The organism is Kribbella deserti, from assembly GCF_042434725.1.
GTDB classification, from domain to species: Bacteria; Actinomycetota; Actinomycetes; order Propionibacteriales; family Kribbellaceae; genus Kribbella; species Kribbella deserti.
Genome location: NZ_JBHLTC010000030.1, coordinates 37,042 through 52,179, shown reverse-complemented (window position 1 = coordinate 52,179; position 15,138 = coordinate 37,042). Strand labels below are relative to the sequence as shown.

General features: G+C 68.8%; 11 protein-coding genes and 1 pseudogene. 10 read left to right on the top strand and 2 right to left on the bottom strand.

All coding sequences use genetic code 11. The features are described from left to right. Nucleotides 1-120: 120 nt before the first annotated feature. The gene (locus ACFFGN_RS22950) at nt 121-1,326 is read right to left on the bottom strand and encodes an NADH-quinone oxidoreductase subunit D (protein ID WP_380051112.1); all 1,206 of its coding nucleotides are present in this window, start codon (nt 1,324-1,326) and stop codon (nt 121-123) included. Between the two features lie 26 nt (nt 1,327-1,352). On the opposite strand from ACFFGN_RS22950, the gene ACFFGN_RS22945 reads away from it, so the two are divergent. Together ACFFGN_RS22945 and ACFFGN_RS22940 are read left to right on the top strand one after the other, a co-directional pair. Beyond that, nucleotides 1,353-1,841 (top strand): PH domain-containing protein, encoded by a 489-nt coding sequence (locus tag ACFFGN_RS22945; protein WP_380051110.1) that lies wholly within the window; start codon nt 1,353-1,355, stop codon nt 1,839-1,841. Then, the gene (locus ACFFGN_RS22940; protein ID WP_380051108.1) at nt 1,838-3,256 is read left to right on the top strand and encodes a PH domain-containing protein; all 1,419 of its coding nucleotides are present in this window, start codon (nt 1,838-1,840) and stop codon (nt 3,254-3,256) included. Before ACFFGN_RS22945 ends, ACFFGN_RS22940 begins: the two co-directional genes overlap by 4 nt. Nucleotides 3,257-3,363: 107 nt before the next feature. On the opposite strand, the pseudogene ACFFGN_RS22935 reads toward ACFFGN_RS22940, so the two are convergent. Beyond that, nucleotides 3,364-3,777 (bottom strand): annotated as a pseudogene (locus ACFFGN_RS22935) (SAM-dependent methyltransferase); the annotation flags it as partial. A 267-nt stretch (nt 3,778-4,044) separates the two neighbouring features. Between ACFFGN_RS22935 and ACFFGN_RS22930 the strand changes: the two are divergent. The 8 genes from ACFFGN_RS22930 to ACFFGN_RS22895 all read left to right on the top strand — a co-directional run bounded on the left by ACFFGN_RS22930 (nt 4,045) and on the right by ACFFGN_RS22895 (nt 15,045). Further along, nucleotides 4,045-6,885 (top strand): AAA family ATPase, encoded by a 2,841-nt coding sequence (locus ACFFGN_RS22930; protein WP_380051106.1) that lies wholly within the window; start codon nt 4,045-4,047, stop codon nt 6,883-6,885. Nucleotides 6,886-6,990: 105 nt separating this feature from the next. After that, entirely contained in the window at nt 6,991-7,953 is a 963-nt protein-coding gene (locus tag ACFFGN_RS22925; protein ID WP_380051104.1) for a Rossmann-like and DUF2520 domain-containing protein, read from the top strand. Beyond that, complete coding sequence (gene panC / locus ACFFGN_RS22920) at nt 7,950-8,777, top strand: pantoate--beta-alanine ligase (protein WP_380051102.1); 828 nt, start codon at nt 7,950-7,952, stop codon at nt 8,775-8,777. Before ACFFGN_RS22925 ends, panC begins: the two co-directional genes overlap by 4 nt. A 491-nt stretch (nt 8,778-9,268) precedes the next feature. Then, complete coding sequence (locus ACFFGN_RS22915) at nt 9,269-10,945, top strand: L-aspartate oxidase (RefSeq protein WP_380051100.1); 1,677 nt, start codon at nt 9,269-9,271, stop codon at nt 10,943-10,945. Continuing rightward, on the top strand, nt 10,938-11,786 hold the full coding sequence (gene nadC / locus ACFFGN_RS22910) for a carboxylating nicotinate-nucleotide diphosphorylase (protein WP_380051098.1): 849 nt from the start codon (nt 10,938-10,940) through the stop codon (nt 11,784-11,786). Before ACFFGN_RS22915 ends, nadC begins: the two co-directional genes overlap by 8 nt. A 2-nt stretch (nt 11,787-11,788) precedes the next feature. Next, nucleotides 11,789-12,553: a type III pantothenate kinase gene (locus ACFFGN_RS22905; RefSeq protein ID WP_380051096.1), complete on the top strand. Its 765-nt coding sequence runs from the start codon at nt 11,789-11,791 to the stop codon at nt 12,551-12,553. Between the two features lie 86 nt (nt 12,554-12,639). Continuing rightward, nucleotides 12,640-13,953: a hypothetical protein gene (locus ACFFGN_RS22900; protein ID WP_380051094.1), complete on the top strand. Its 1,314-nt coding sequence runs from the start codon at nt 12,640-12,642 to the stop codon at nt 13,951-13,953. A 243-nt stretch (nt 13,954-14,196) separates the two neighbouring features. Continuing rightward, entirely contained in the window at nt 14,197-15,045 is an 849-nt protein-coding gene (locus tag ACFFGN_RS22895) for a phosphoribosylaminoimidazolesuccinocarboxamide synthase (protein ID WP_380051092.1), read from the top strand. Nucleotides 15,046-15,138: the final 93 nt, after the last annotated feature.

Genomic DNA, 15,138 nt, shown 5'->3' with positions numbered 1-15,138 from the left:
CACGCCCTGCATCTAGCGTCCGACGACACGCCGGGAGGCGGGCACAAGCGTCCGATGAACGGCGACACGCCTGGTAACTGGCGTCCGGTGACACGCCGGGAGGCGGGCTGGCCGGAGGGGTTATTTGTCGATGTCGCCTACTACGAAGAACATGCTGCCGAGGATGGCGACCATGTCGGCTACTACTTCGGAGGGGAGCATTTGGGGGAGTACGGCGATGTTGTTGAAGCTGGCGGAGCGGAGTTTGAGGCGCCAGGGGGTTTTGTCGCCACGGGAGACCAGGTAATAGCCGTTGATGCCGAGGGGGTTCTCGGTCCAGGCGTAGGTCTGGCCTTCGGGGACCTTGAGGATCTTCGGGAGGCGGACGTTGACCGGGCCGGCGGGCATTCCCTGCAGGCGGTCGATGCAGGCGTCCACCAGGTTGAGGGAGACCTTCACCTGTTCGAGCAGTACGGCGAACCGGGCGAAGCAGTCGCCGTCGGTCCGGGTGACCACCTCGAGTACGCCGTCGCGGGCCAGTTCCTCGTAGGCCAGGTACGGCTCGTCCCGGCGGAGGTCGGCGTCCACGCCGGAGGCACGGGCGATCGGGCCGGAGACGCCGTACGCGTTGATCAGTTCGGGGGAGAGCCGGCCGACGCCGACCGTACGGGCCCGGAAGATCTCGTTGCCGAGGATCAGGTTCTCGATATCCGGCAGGCGCTTGCGAACGGCGGCGACGGCGGCACCCGCGCGGCCGAGCCAGCCGAGCGGCAGGTCTTCCTTCAGCCCGCCGACGCGGTTGAACATGTAGTGCATCCGGCCGCCGGACAGTTCCTCCATCACGGCCTGCACGGTCTCCCGCTCGCGGAACGCGTAGAAGACCGGGGTGATCGCGCCGAGTTCGAGCGGGTACGACCCCAGGAACATCAGGTGGTTCAGCACCCGGTTGAGCTCGGCCAGCAGCGTACGGAGCCAGACGGCCCGGATCGGTACCTCGAGGCCCATCATGCGTTCGACGGCCAGGACCACGCCCAGCTCGTTCGAGAAGGCGGAGAGCCAGTCGTGGCGGTTGGCCAGTACGAGGATCTGGCGGTAGTCCCGGACCTCGAAGAGCTTCTCCGCGCCGCGGTGCATGTAGCCGATGATCGGTTCGCAGGCGAGGATGCGCTCGCCGTCGAGGGTGAGGCGCAGCCGCAGTACGCCGTGCGTGGCGGGGTGTTGCGGGCCGATGTTCAGCACCATGTCGGTGGTCGGCAGCTCGGAGCCCGGCTGCGTGCCGCCACGTTCGTACAGGGTGTCCAGCCCGGCCGACCCGGCGCCGATTCCGACCACTCGTTCGGTGCTCATGACCCCTATCGTGACAGGCTGGCAGTGTGAACGAACTCTTCGCTCCGTCCGACGTCACCTGGACGCCGGTATCACCGAAGCTCGCGAACCTGCGCCGGGTCAACGCCGGCATCACCTTCGGCGTGATCGCGCTGGTCGCGGTGCCGTCGCTCGGGTTCCTGCTGAGCTGGGCATGGGCGGTCGTGGCGCTGGTCGCGCTGGTGGCCGTGTTCGCCTGGTCCTGGGTGCTGATCGGCCGCAACCAGCGTTCCTGGATGTACGCCGAGCGCGAGGACGAGTTGCTCGTCAGCCACGGGGTGATGTTCCGCCAGTTGGTCGTCGTGCCGTACGGGCGGATGCAGTTCGTCGACGTCGCCGCAGGTCCCTTGGAGCGCTCATTCGGCCTGGCGACGGTTGAGCTTCATACGGCTACTCCGGCCACTGATGCGAAGATCCCCGGGCTTACGCCGGATGAGGCGGCCCGACTGCGCGACAGGCTGTCCGCGCTCGGCCAGGCTCAGGCGTGGGGCCTGTGAGCACACCCGCCCCACTGCCTTCGGCGCCACCTGTAGCGCCCCCGAAGCAGGGTGTACGTCTCCACCCGCTCACGCCGTTCGTGCGTGGCTGGGGCTATCTAGCCGTCGCCGCCGTCGCCATGGTCAACAACGAAGGCCTGCGCAGCGATCTCAGGATTGCCGGGCTCGGGCTGCTCGCAGTACTTGTAGGCGGGATCCTGCTCGGGGCGCTCTCTTGGTGGTTTACGAAGTACCAGTTGACCGACGAGGCTCTACGCGTTGACAGCGGGTTCTTGTTCCGCCGGACGCGCATCATCCGGTTCGACCGCATCCAGGCGATCGACGTGGCGCAGCCGTTGGTGCCCAGGTTGTTCGGGATGGCCGAGCTGCGGATGGATGTGGCCGGTGGAAGTAGTAGCGACGGGCGGTTGAGCTACCTGACGTTGGACCACGCTCAGCAGCTTCGGGCCACCTTGCTGGCTACAACGCATGGCGCTCGCCAGGAGGAGCAGGCCGAGGTTCAGGACGCTAGGCCGGCACTGCTCGTCGTACCGACCTCTAGGTTGCTCGGGTCTACCCTGCTGTCCTCGACCGTCCTTGGTTCGGTGGCGGCGCTGGTATGGCTCGTGATCGCTACGACGGTCTTCGAGTACCACGTTGGTCTGTTCGCGGCGATCCCGCTGCTGCTGGGTGTGTTCTCCCCGATCTGGAAGCAGGTCGTCGGCAACCACAGGTTCACCCTCACGGAGGCGGACGGCGGCTTGCAGACGAAGCGCGGGCTGTTCGACTTGCAGCGCCAGACGGTGCCAGCAGGTCGCGTACAGGGCCTGCTGATCTCGGAACCACTCTTGTGGCGTCGACTCGGCTGGTCCCGGGTAGAACTCGATATCGCCGGTGTAGCCGGCTCCAGCGGTGACGGCGAGGACGAGTCGGGTGGAGCCCAGCTACTGCCCGTTGGTACGACGGCCGAGGTGGCGGAGGTTCTTGGCCGGGTATTGCCGGGGCTGGACTTGAGCCGGATCGAGATGCACCAGGCGCCGGAACGGGCTAAGTGGCTCCGGCCGATCGGGTGGCGGTATCTCGCCTACGGGAACGACGAGCAGGTACTGGTGACTACCCAGGGCTGGATCAACCGGCGTACGTCGATCGTCCTGCACCACAAGACCCAATCGGTACGGCTAGAACAAGGCCCACTGCAACGCCGCCTTCGTTTGGCCAGTGTGCACGTGGATACTCCGGCGGGCCCGACCAACGCCGTAGCCCTCCACCGGGACATCGACGACGCCGCCCAGCTCCTAGCGGATCAAAGCGACAGAGCCCGCGAGGCCCGTCGTACCTCGGCACTACCGCCCGCAACCACCCAGACGAACGAACCAAGTCCGGAGGGGTCTAGTAGTTCGGCGGCCTCGCCGGCGGAGGAGAGCTCGGCCACGTAGCGGAGGGGTTCGGACCGGGCTAGGTCGTACGACGGTCGGGTGCTACTGATGCCGAGAGCCTGGAGCGCCTCGCGTTGGGTAAGTCTCAAACCGCCTTCGAGCGAGTCCACCGCCACGTGGGCGGTGATGTCGCAGGAGCCGTCTGGAACCGGGTCACACTCGCGGCCTTGGCGGAAGCCCGTCAGCGTCCCGTACGGCGGTCTGGAGCGTACGTCGTGCCCGTAGTCGATGGCGATGGCCAAACCGCCTTGTAGGCGCCGTACGACGTCTGCCCAGGCGAGGTCCCGCGGAAGGCCTACCTCGGCCCGGTCTCCTGGTTCCGCCAGTGGCCACCACTGGTCCAGCCAGGCGCGGTCAGGGCCCTCGACCGGATCACCCAGGCTTAGGTCTTCTAGGACGTAGCAGGGAGTTCCGGAGGGCGAGAGCTCTACGACCGGGCAAGGGATGTTGTCGAGCCACTCGTTGGCTATGACCAGTCCGGACAACTCATCCGGCAGTACGTCGTCCAGCTCGATGTTCATGACGGTGAAGTCGGGTAGACCCGCGCCGAGTTCACCTTCGCCCGCTCCGATGTCCGTGACGGTCGAACAGCCCAGGGACGAGGCGAGCCGCCCGATGGCCGTCGCGAACAGCGCGGAGGCGTGAACGGACGTGCGGAAGTGCGCGGCCGGGCGGTTGCGGCGGTAGAACCCGTCCGGGCCGTACAAGGCGTCGGCCCAGGCCGCTTCGAATGTCCTCATGATCTGCCTCGATCCTAGGATCAGGCCAGACGCGATCCGAGAGGGACCATGCCCGAGCTGCCCGAACACCTGCACGTTCTGCTGACCGATGAGCCGCATCTGCACATCGCCGGCCCGATCGACCCCTGGCGGGTGCCGGACGGATGGCTGGAGGATCGCCGGGCCCGGCTCAGGGTGCTGGTGGACGATCCGGCGTTCGACACGCCCGAGCTGCTCAAGACCTGGGCACCGAAGGTGATGCGGCCGGATTCGCCGTTCCTCGCTCGGGCGTTCTTCACGCTGGTCTGGGACATGTTCCCGCCGGTGGGCCTGATCACGGGCCCGGCCAGCGACTTCTACGCCCAGCTCTCGAACGAGTACCTGATCAAGCCGCGCAAGCTCGGCAACTTCGACAGCTGGGTGGTGGGCCTGGCCAACCCGACCTTGCCGCGCGGGTACTACGGCCGGATCAAGAGCCCGGAGCTGCGCGAGAAGCTGGTTCTGTTCTACCGCGAGGCGCTCGACCTGCTCGCGGACGTTCCGCCGTTCGAGCCGCGCCGCCAGGTGCTCGTCGCGGCGTACGACCGGATCGCCGCCGACGAGCGGTTGCTCGAGGGCCATCGCAGCTTGAGCCAGGACGACCTGGTGAAACTCTGGCGGGACGAGATCTTCGTCGACGACGCGGCGTTCGACGCGTTCCCCGAGCAGACCGGTAATCCGCTGGAGCTGCTGGTCTGGGCGATGGGCCGGCTGCGGGTGGCGTTCGACGCGATGTCGGCCGTCACGCCGGAGAAGGAGGAGTCCTTCGAGCAGCATGTGGCGGGCCACCTGCATCAGGTCAGACGGCTCGACCTGCCCGCGGGCTTGGCCTTCACCGAGCTCGGGTCCGAAGGCGCAGTCGAGGTTCAGCGGATTTTCGAACGTACAGCGGACAAGGTCGACCGGTCCGCCTGGCTGGCCGCCCGACGGGCCTGGCTGGCCCGAGCCGCCGAGGCGGGCGGAGCGGACGCGGCCCGGCACTGGCTGGCCGCGTCGTACCTGACGGGTGCCGCGCTCAAGGGGCTCCCGGGCGAGTCGAAGGAGTCCGAAGACCTGCGGCTGGTGATCAACCACCTGCGCGATCTGCGCAACATCTTCCGGATCCGCCGGATCGCCAAACCCGCGCCGATGCTCACCCCCACGGCGCCCGACGCGAGCAAGACGACCGATACGGCTGAGACGAAGGCCGAGGAGCCCACCGAAGGCAGCCTCGCCGATCCGATGGGCGAGCTCGACGCGATGATCGGACTCACGCCGGTCAAGGCGCGGGTGCGCGAACTCGCCGCCCAGGCCAAGGTCGCGAAGCTGCGCCACGACGCGGGGATGGCGGTCGGCTCGCAGGCGGGCCACCTCGTCTTCACCGGTAACGCCGGAACGGGCAAAACCACGGTGGCCAGGCTGCTCGCCGCCATCTACAAGGACCTCGGCCTGCTGTCGTCGGGCCACCTCGTCGAGGTCAGCCGCGCGGATCTGATCGGCCGGTTCATCGGGGAGACCGCGCCCAAGGTGGAACAAGCCGTGCAACGGGCGCTCGGCGGCGTGCTGTTCATCGACGAGGCCTACGCGCTGTTCAACGAGTCTGAGAAGGACTTCGGACATGAGGCGATCGCGGTCCTGATCAAGCTGATGGAGGATCATCGCGACGACCTCGTGGTGGTGCTGGCCGGTTATCCGCGCGAGATGAGCGATCTGCTCGACGCCAATCCGGGACTGCGCTCGCGCCTTCCGGTGACGCTGGCTTTCCCGGACTACTCCGATGACGAGTTGCACCGGATCTTCCTGCACCTGGTCGACGAGGCCGGATTCACCTTGGCCGAAGGCATTTCCGAACGGGTCGCCGCCACGCTCCGAAGGTTGCCGAGGGCCCCTGGTTTCGGAAATGCCCGGGCAGTTCGTTCACTGCTGGAGCAGATCGCCACCCGCCAGGCCGTACGGGTCGCGGGTAGCGAGGCGCCCACACCCGAGGAGATCCGCCAGATCACCGCGGCGGACCTCCCGACGGTCGAGTCGACGGCCCTGGCCACGGGTGGCGTCGTACCGCAGGTTGATCCGCTTACCGCGCTCGACGGCCTGATCGGGCTGACGGACGTAAAGGACGTCGTACGGCGCCTGTCGGCTGAGGCCGAAGCGGAGGTACTGCGGATCAAGGCCGGGCTGAAGCCGTCGACCCGGTCCCGGCACATGGTCTTTCTCGGCAATCCCGGCACGGGCAAAACGACGGTGGCCCGGCTGATCGCAGGGATCTACCGCGATCTCGGGCTGCTCGGGACAGGCCAGCTGGTCGAGGTGAGCCGCGGCGACCTCATCGCGCCGTACGTCGGCCAGACCGCGCCGCGCGTCCGCAAGGTGGTGGAGAAGGCCCTTGGCGGGGTGCTGTTCGTCGACGAGGCCTACGCGTTGTACGACGAGCACTTCTTCGGCGCCGAGGCGATCGCGACGTTGCTCCAGTTGATGGAGGAGTGTCGCGACGACCTGATCGTCGTACTCGCCGGGTACACCTTCGAGATGGAGCAGTTGCTCGACGCGAACAGCGGGTTGCGTTCGCGAGTGCCGACGCGGCTGGAATTCCCTGACTACTCGGTGGAGGAGCTGGGGGAGATCTTCACGAAGATCGCGACCGAGGCCGGGTACATCCTCGAGCCCGGGATCGCCGAGCGGGTGGGCCAGTTGCTCGCGCCGCTGCGCCGGGAGCACGGATTCGGCAACGGGCGCCAGGTGCGGAACGTGTTCGAGGACACGATCGCCCGCCAGGCCGTCCGGATCACCGCGCTGACAGGTCCGACTGTCGAGCAGATCCGCCAGCTACTCGTCGCCGACCTCCCCAGCAAGGTCACCGGCCCGCAAAGCAACGGCCCCGGCTTCAAGGTCTGACCGCTTTCCTCCCTTTTGAACGCAAAGGGGAAGGGCCCAAGTAAGCTGGGGCGAACCGCACGATCCGTCTGGTACCCGCCATGGGACTGGAACGTAAGGGCAGGTATGGAAAGCATCGGCATCATCGGTGCCGGCCGAGCAGGGACCGCCGTTGGGCAGGCCCTGACCGCCGCCGGGTACCGCCTCACCGGCATTACCGCGCGCACCCCGGCCTCGGCCGAACGCGCAGCCCGGCTTCTGCCGGGTATCGCCGTCCGGCCGCTCGAGGAACTCGCGGCCACCTCCGACGTACTGCTGCTCGCCGTACCGGACGAGGCCATCGCCACCGTGGCGGCGCAGCTCGACCTCCGGCCGGGGCAGTACGTCGTACACCTGTCCGGGGCGCACGGAACCACCCCGCTGGCCGCGGCCGGGGGTGTTCCGGTCGCGCTGCATCCGCCGATGACGTTTCCCCGTACGACGGGTACGGCGGCGCCGGAGCTGACCGCGGTGACGTTCACCGCCACCGCGCCGGACGAGGCCAGGCCGTTCGTGGAGCGCCTGGTGAAGGACCTCGGCGCGGAAGTTCAGTGGGTGCCGGAGGACCAGCGCGCGGCGTACCACGCGGGCGTTGTGCACGGCGCGAACCATCTGGTCACGCTGCTGGCCCAGTCGTTCGAGGCGCTGCGCGCGGCCGGGATCACCGATCCGTCGGCAACAATGCGGCCACTGCTGCAGGCGACTCTCGACAATGCCCTGCGGTCCGGTCATGATGCGCTCACGGGGCCAGTGGCTCGGGGCGATGCCGGCACGGTGGAAGCGCACCTGGCGGCACTACCGCCGGACACGGTGCCCGCGTACGTCGCGCTGGCCCGCGCGACCGTGGAGCTGGTCGCCGCGGACGGGCGGATCGACGCGTCTGCGGCGCAGCGGCTTCGCGCCGTACTGCCCGCGACAACAGACGAACTGCCCGCAACGAACGGCACGGCGACCGCGGCGAACGGTATGGCGAACGCAATGACCGCGGCGAGCACGGCGGGCGGTACGGCGACCCTGGCGGCAAACCCGGGACGGGAGGCGGCACGGTGAGGCTCACCCAGACGAAGGCCGAACTGAGGGCCGCCGCGGCGGTCCGGCCACGCGCGGTCGTGATGACGATGGGCGCGCTGCACGACGGGCACGCGGCGCTGCTGGCCGATGCCCGCGATCGCGTCGGGCCCGAGGGCAGCGTGGTGCTGACGATCTTCGTGAATCCCCTGCAGTTCGGGCCGTCCGAGGATTTCGAGCGCTATCCCCGCACGCTCGCGAGCGACCTGGCCGTCGCCAAGAACGAAGGCGTGGACCTGGTTTTCAACCCGTCCCGCGAGGAGCTCTATCCCAGCGAGCCGTCGATCACGGTGCATCCCGGGCCGCTGGCCGACGAACTCGAAGGCACGTTCCGGCCCGGGCACTTCGCCGGCATGCTGACGGTCGTCGCGAAACTGCTGCACCTGACCGCGCCGGATATCGCGCTGTTCGGCGAGAAGGATTACCAGCAGCTGACGTTGATCCGCGAGATGGTGGCGGATCTCGACTTCGGCGTCGACATCGTCGGCGTACCGACGGTGCGCGAGCCGGACGGCCTGGCCCTGTCGTCGCGCAACCGCTATCTCGAGGAAGACGAACGGCGCGAGGCCCTGGTGCTGCATCGGGCCTTGACCGCGGGCGCGAAGGCCGGCGGATTCGGTCCGGACGCGGTGCTCAAGGCGGCCCGCGACGTGCTGAACTCGGCCAAGGGCGTCGAGGTGGACTACTTCGCCCTGCGCGCACCCGATCTCGGCCCGGTCGTCGGTCCCGGCGAAGCCCGCATGCTGGTCGCCGCCCGCGTCGGCGGCACCCGCCTCATCGACAACATGTCCGTAACCCTCCGCTAAGCCCCTCCGGCGTGTCTGCATCCCGTTCATCGGGCGCTTGTGACGCGGCGTGTCGCCGTTCATCGGACCCTTCCGACCACGGCCCGGCGTGTCGTCGGACCCTCGTGACGCGGCGTGTCGGCACTCATCGGACCCTTGTGACCAAGGGACGGCGGGTCCAGTGGGCTTGCCTCATCGTCGGAATCTGCCCTCCATCCCGCCGCGAACCAGCGAAGCTCGCCGGTTGGGAGGGCGGATTCCGACGAATGAACGCCAGGGGAAGGTGGCCGGCGGATGCGATGGGAAGCCGGATCGTGCCCATCGTCAGAAGAGTCCGATGAACGGCGACGCGCCGCGTCAGAAGGGTCCGATGACATGCCGGGCCTTGGTCACAAGGGTCCGATGAACGGCGACGCGCCGCGTCACAAGGGTCCGATGAACGGGATACCGGTGGGTTGGGGAGGGGTGGACCGATGGAAGGGGTGGGCGGGGTGGATTGGTACGGTCGCGGGATGATTGCTCCTGCCGTGCCGCAACGGCTGGCCGCGCCGGCTCCGGGCTGGACCGACTCCGTCGACTTTGTCGTGATCGGGTCGGGAATCGCCGGTTTGACCGCGGCGCTTCGGCTGCGTTCGGCCGGTTCGGTGCTGGTGGTGACCAAGGACGTGATCGCGTCCGGATCCACCCAGTGGGCCCAGGGCGGGATCGCTGCCGCGCTCGGTCCGGGGGACACCCCCGAGGACCATCTCCAGGACACGCTGGTCGCCGGGGCGGGCCTGTGTGACGTGGAGGCCGTCCGGGCGCTCGTGACCGAGGGGCCGGCTGCCGTGCGGGAGCTGATCGATCTTGGCGCGCGGTTCGACGAGTCCGCCGCGGGGGTGTTGTCGCTGACCCGCGAGGGCGGGCACCACCGGAACCGGATCGCGCACGCGGGTGGCGACGCCACCGGGGCCGAGATCGAGCGGGCCCTGGTCGACGCGGTCACCCGGGCGGACGACATCCGCATCATCGAGCACGCGCTGGTACTCGATTTGCTGACGGCCGCCGATGGCGCTGTCGCCGGGGTCACCCTGCACGTGATGGGCGAAGGTCAGCTCGACGGCGTTGGCGCGATTCGCTGCCGTGCGGTTGTTCTGGCGTCCGGTGGCATGGGTCAGATCTATGCGGCGACCACCAACCCGAGCGTTTCGACGGGTGACGGAATGGCGTTGGCTCTCCGGGCCGGCGCGAAGATCCGCGATCTGGAGTTCGTGCAGTTCCACCCGACGGTGTTGTGGCTGGGCAAAAGCGCGAAGGGTCAGCAGCCGCTGGTTTCCGAGGCGGTTCGCGGCGAAGGCGCCGTCCTGGTGGACCACGAGGGCAAGCGGTTCATGCAGGGGCAGCACGAGCTGGCCGACCTGGCGCCGCGCGACGTCGTGGCCAAGGCGATCATGCGGCAGATGCTTGCCTCGGGCAAGGACCATATGTTGCTCGACGCCCGGCACTTCGGCGACGAGAAGTGGCGGGTGCGGTTCCCGACCATTCTGGCTTCGTGCCGTTCGCACGGTATCGACCCGGTGCGCGAGCTGATCCCGGTCGCGCCCGCCTGTCACTACTCCTCGGGTGGTGTGTGGACGGATTTGCAGGGTCGTACGTCGGTTCCCGGGCTCTACGCCTGCGGGGAGGTCGCGTGTACGGGCGTGCACGGCGCCAACCGGCTCGCGTCGAACTCGCTGCTCGAAGGGCTCGTATTCGCCCGGCGCATCGCCGTACTGCTGGCACAGGACCTGCCCGAATTCCGTGAACCGATCGAGGACGACCGGGTGGCCGGTCTGGTCGACGCGGACGTCGTACCGGAGCTGCAGCGGGTGATGACGATCGGCGCGGGCGTGATCCGCAGTGCGCCTGGGCTGGCCGAGGCCGCGGGGGCCGTGGCGAAGCTGATCGAGCAGACGCCGGGGGAGCCCGGAACGCCCGCTTGGGAGGCCACGAACCTGGTCACGGTCGGTTCCGCCCTGATCGCGGCGGCGCATGCTCGGGAGGAGAGTCGCGGTTCGCATTGGCGCGAGGACCACCCGGACCGGGATGATTCGGCCTGGCTCGGCGGTTTGGACATCACGCTGGCCGGTCAGAATGACGCAGCCCGCCCGGTGACGGCTTTTGCCGGCCGGGACTTCCCCTCAGATGCGGAGATAGCCAACCATGGATGACGCGCTCGACAGGCAATGGGTCGAGGACCTCGTCCGAGCCACCCTGGAGGAGGACCTCGACGGTGGCGTCGATGTGACCAGTACCGCCACCATCGACGCCGAGCAGGTGTCGGTCGGTGATTTCGTTGCGCGCAGCAACGGTGTGGTGGCCGGGCTGGAGGTGGCCGCGCTGGTGCTGCGGCTGGTGAACGACGAGGTCGAGGTCGAGCAGAAGGTTGCCGACGGCACCCAGGTGGCGACCGGTGACGTGCTGATGACAGTGCGCGGCAAGACCCGCCAGCTGCTCACGGCCGAGCGGACCGCGCTGAACCTGCTCTGCCACCTGTCCGGCGTCGCGACCCAGACGGCGTTGTGGGTGCGCGAGCTCGAAGGCACCGGCGCGGCCGTGCGTGACACCCGCAAGACGATGCCGTTGCTGCGCAGCCTGGAGAAGTACGCCGTGCGCTGTGGCGGCGGGGTGAACCACCGGATGTCGCTGTCCGACGCCGCGCTGATCAAGGACAACCACGTGATCGCGGCGGGTGGCGTGGCCGAGGCCTTCGCGCTGGTTCGCAAGGCCTTTCCGGACGTACCGGTCGAGGTCGAGGTGGACACCGTCGACGACGCGATCATCGCGGTCGAGGCCGGCGCCGATCTGATCCTGCTCGACAACATGGACGTGCCCGAGCTGCGTGCCGCCGTCGAGAAGGTGGCGGGCCGAGCCAAGCTGGAGGCCTCCGGTGGGCTCACGCTCGCGACCGCCCGGGCCGTCGCCGAAACCGGCGTGGACTACCTCGCGGTGGGCGCGCTGACGCACTCGGCACCCGTGCTCGACATCGCGCTGGACCTGCGGGAAGCCTGACGATGCTGCTGGCCGTCGCCGTTGAGAACACCCGCACCCTGGTCGGCGTACTCGATCAGGGTGAGGTCCAGCGGCACTGGTGGGTCGGCACCGATCCCCGGCGTACGGCGGACGAATGGGCCGTTCTGCTCAGCGGGCTGCTCGGTACGACGGAGATCGACGGAATAGCCGTCTGTTCGGCCGTGCCGAGCGTGCTGCACGAACTGCGCGAGGTGGTCGCCCGGTACTACGCCGAGGTCCCCGGTCTGGTGGTCGAGCCCGGGGTCAAGACGGGCCTGCCGGTGCTGGTGGACAATCCGCGCGAGGTCGGCACGGACCGGATCACCAACGCCCTGGCCGCGGTCAAGCTGTACGGCGGCCCGTGCGTGGTGGTCGATTTCGGTACGGCGACCACGTTCGAGGTGGTGAACGCGGCCGGCGCCTACATCGGCGGGGCCATCGCGCCGGGTATCGAGACCTCCCTGGAAGCGCTCGGGCGGCACGCGGCCCAGTTGCGCCGGGTCGAGCTGGTCCGGCCGCGCGCGGTGATCGCGAAGAACACGGTCGAAGCCCTGCAGTCCGGCGCGGTTTTCGGTTTCGCCGGTCAGGTCGACGGCATCGTGACCCGGATCGTCGCCGAACTCGGGGCCGACCGGGCAGACGTCACGGTCGTCGCGACCGGCGCGCTCGCCCCTGCCGTACTGGCGGAGTGCCGCGAGGTGGACCAGCACGAGCCGTTCCTGATCCTCCAGGGCCTCGCCCACGCCTTCAGCCGGAATCATCCGTAACAGGTTGGACGCGGGGTTATGGCTGTTGCCTTGTCAGTAGGTAGGGTCTGCGACGCGACGGATGCGCCGGCGCGGAAGTGAGGTTGGTGGCTTTGGGTACGTTCCGCCGCCCCTGGAGCCTGCCCGCCCTCGTGGCGATCGTGGTTCCGGTTCTGTGCGTGGCGGGCTGTTCGACCGAGCCCTCGCCAACCTCCGTCACGGTCGCCTGGTCCGACGCGAGCCGCCGGGGCATCACCGTCAGCTGGGCCGAGCCCAGCGACGTACCGAACAAGGTCTCGATCGAGGGCGTGGTCACGGCTTCACCGTCGTACCTGAAGTACACCAAGGCCGGCGAGCCGAACACGGTGACGCTGCCGCGGTCGGCTTTCCCGGTTGACGGGAACTTCCGGATCGCGGTCACGCACGGCACGCCGTCGTCCGGTTCGTTGAGTAAGCCGGGCCATTCGCCGATGTTCGACACCGACGGGCCGGTCGAGCCCGTCGTGACCGGGGTGACCCGCAGCGGCAACGCCGTACTGGTGCGCTGGCGGGCCGGGTCGCGCACGGTGGACTACACCCCGGGTGACCCGCTGGACCTGCCGGCCGGGCGACAGCTGTTCAGCCCGGCGGTCGGTCAGGCCGGCAAGGCCCTGCGGATTCTCGGCCGGAACACCTCGGCCACCCAGCGGCTGATCACGAACGTGCGGCCGCCGTACCGGTTCCAGGTGATGGCCGCGAACGAGTGGGGCACGACCTGGGGCGCGGTGGTGACGGCCGACACGACCGCGATCAAGGCGCAGATCCCGGGCACCGCGGCGTACGGAGCCTCGACGCTGGTCCGCGGTCAGGTCACCCAGAACCGGCTGGTCTGCCAGACCTCCAAGTGCGGTGTGCAGCCGGTTCCGGCCGAGGCGGGCATTCTCGTCGTGCTGCACGCGCGGGACCGGATGAGCGCGCCCTGGCGGGCCGTCGGCCGGACCCGGACCAAGCCCGGCGGTTTCTACTTCATCAGCGTGCCCTCACCCGGCACCCGGATGTACCGCGCGGTGGCCCCGACCTCCATCCGGTCCGCCGCCCAGGTCGCGGTCGGATCGACCAGCACCGCCAAGGTGACCCGGACCCGGGTGCGGCTGATCGCCGCCGGTTTCGCCGGGGGCAACGTGAAGCGCCGGGGCCAGGCGGCGCTGGCCATGGTCTCGTTCGCGCCCGCGATCAACGGCCGGGCCATGCTGCAGTACTGGAACGGCCGGGCCTGGTCGAACGCCGGCTGGGTTCCGGTCCGGGCCGGCCGCGCGGTCAAACAGTTCGGCGCCACCCGGCCGGGCGTCGCCGGTTACCGCTACGTCATACCGCCGCTGGTGCACGCCGGCCGCCCGATCGAAGGTGTCGCCACCGGAAGTTTTGTGCTGCGCACCTTCTGATTAGCCGGCCGGCAACCTTTTCGCGAATTCGTGCATCAAAGGTGTGTCAGCACGACCGAGGAGGGGTGGTTCGGGCTCGATGACCGTGGGGGCGCGGTTCATCGGCGATATCCGGACCCACCGTGCTGGTCGGGCGACAGCCCGGACCCTGGCGGCGGGCGGCCGCCACGGTCCGGGCACGCCTTGTGTCGCCGCGCTGGCCCGGCTGTCGGGCCGGCGTACCGGGCAGGCCACAATGTCCGGGTGAAGCATCTGCATACGGGCAAGGTCCGCGACCTCTACAGCGACCGGGACGGCGAACTGCTGCTGGTCGCGTCCGACCGCGTCAGCGTGTACGACGTGGTGCTGCCGACACCGGTCCCGGGCAAGGGCAAGATCCTGAACCAGCTCTCGCTGTGGTGGTTCGAGCAGCTCGCGGACGTGGTGCCGAACCACGTGATCTCCGCCACCGACGTACCCGCCGCGTTCGCCGGCCGCGCGATTCGCTGCCGCCAGGTGGACGTGATCCAGGTCGAGTGCATCGCCCGCGGCTACCTGGCGGGCGGCGGCTGGGCGTCGTACCGCGAGACCGGGCTGGTCTCCGGCGTGCAGTTGCCGCCGGGCCTGGTCGAGGGCGATCGGATTCCGGCCGGGCCGATTTTCACGCCGACCAGCAAGGTCGCGCCGGAGGTCGGTCACGACGAGCAGATCACCTTTGCCGAGGTGGCCGAGCTGACCGGTCCGGAACTGGCGGCAAAACTGCGCGACACCACGCTCGCGCTGTACAACCGGGCGTCCGCCATCGCCGAAAAGCGCGGTGTCATCCTGGCCGATACGAAATTCGAGTTCGGACTCGACGCGGAAGGCGAACTGATCGTCGCCGACGAGGTCTGTACGCCGGACTCGTCGCGTTACTGGCGGGCCGACGAATGGCAGCCCGGACACGCCCTGCCGAGTATGGACAAGCAATACCTGCGGGACTGGTCGTCGGCCGTGGAAGGCTGGGACAAGACCGCCCCGGGACCGGAAATTCCAGCCGAGGTGGTGGCCGAGCTGAAACGCCGGTACGTGGCGATGTACGAGCAGCTCACCGAGACGCCCTGGCAGGAGTGACCCGGCATTCGGGTGCGGTATTTACCGCTGCCGGTCTCACCGGCGGCTTAACGATTCGTTTCCAGGGGTGTGGAGTCACTAGCCTTTGCAGTT

What these genes read in the sequence shown, in the direction of transcription:
- ACFFGN_RS22950 (WP_380051112.1), bottom strand. Translation starts at nt 1,326, where the DNA reads ATGAGCACCGAACGAGTGGTCGGAATCGGCGCCGGGTCGGCCGGGCTG.
- ACFFGN_RS22930 (WP_380051106.1), top strand. Translation starts at nt 4,045, where the DNA reads ATGCCCGAGCTGCCCGAACACCTGCACGTTCTGCTGACCGATGAGCCG.
- ACFFGN_RS22925 (WP_380051104.1), top strand. Translation starts at nt 6,991, where the DNA reads ATGGAAAGCATCGGCATCATCGGTGCCGGCCGAGCAGGGACCGCCGTT.
- ACFFGN_RS22915 (WP_380051100.1), top strand. Translation starts at nt 9,269, where the DNA reads ATGATTGCTCCTGCCGTGCCGCAACGGCTGGCCGCGCCGGCTCCGGGC.
- nadC (WP_380051098.1), top strand. Translation starts at nt 10,938, where the DNA reads ATGGATGACGCGCTCGACAGGCAATGGGTCGAGGACCTCGTCCGAGCC.
- ACFFGN_RS22905 (WP_380051096.1), top strand. Translation starts at nt 11,789, where the DNA reads ATGCTGCTGGCCGTCGCCGTTGAGAACACCCGCACCCTGGTCGGCGTA.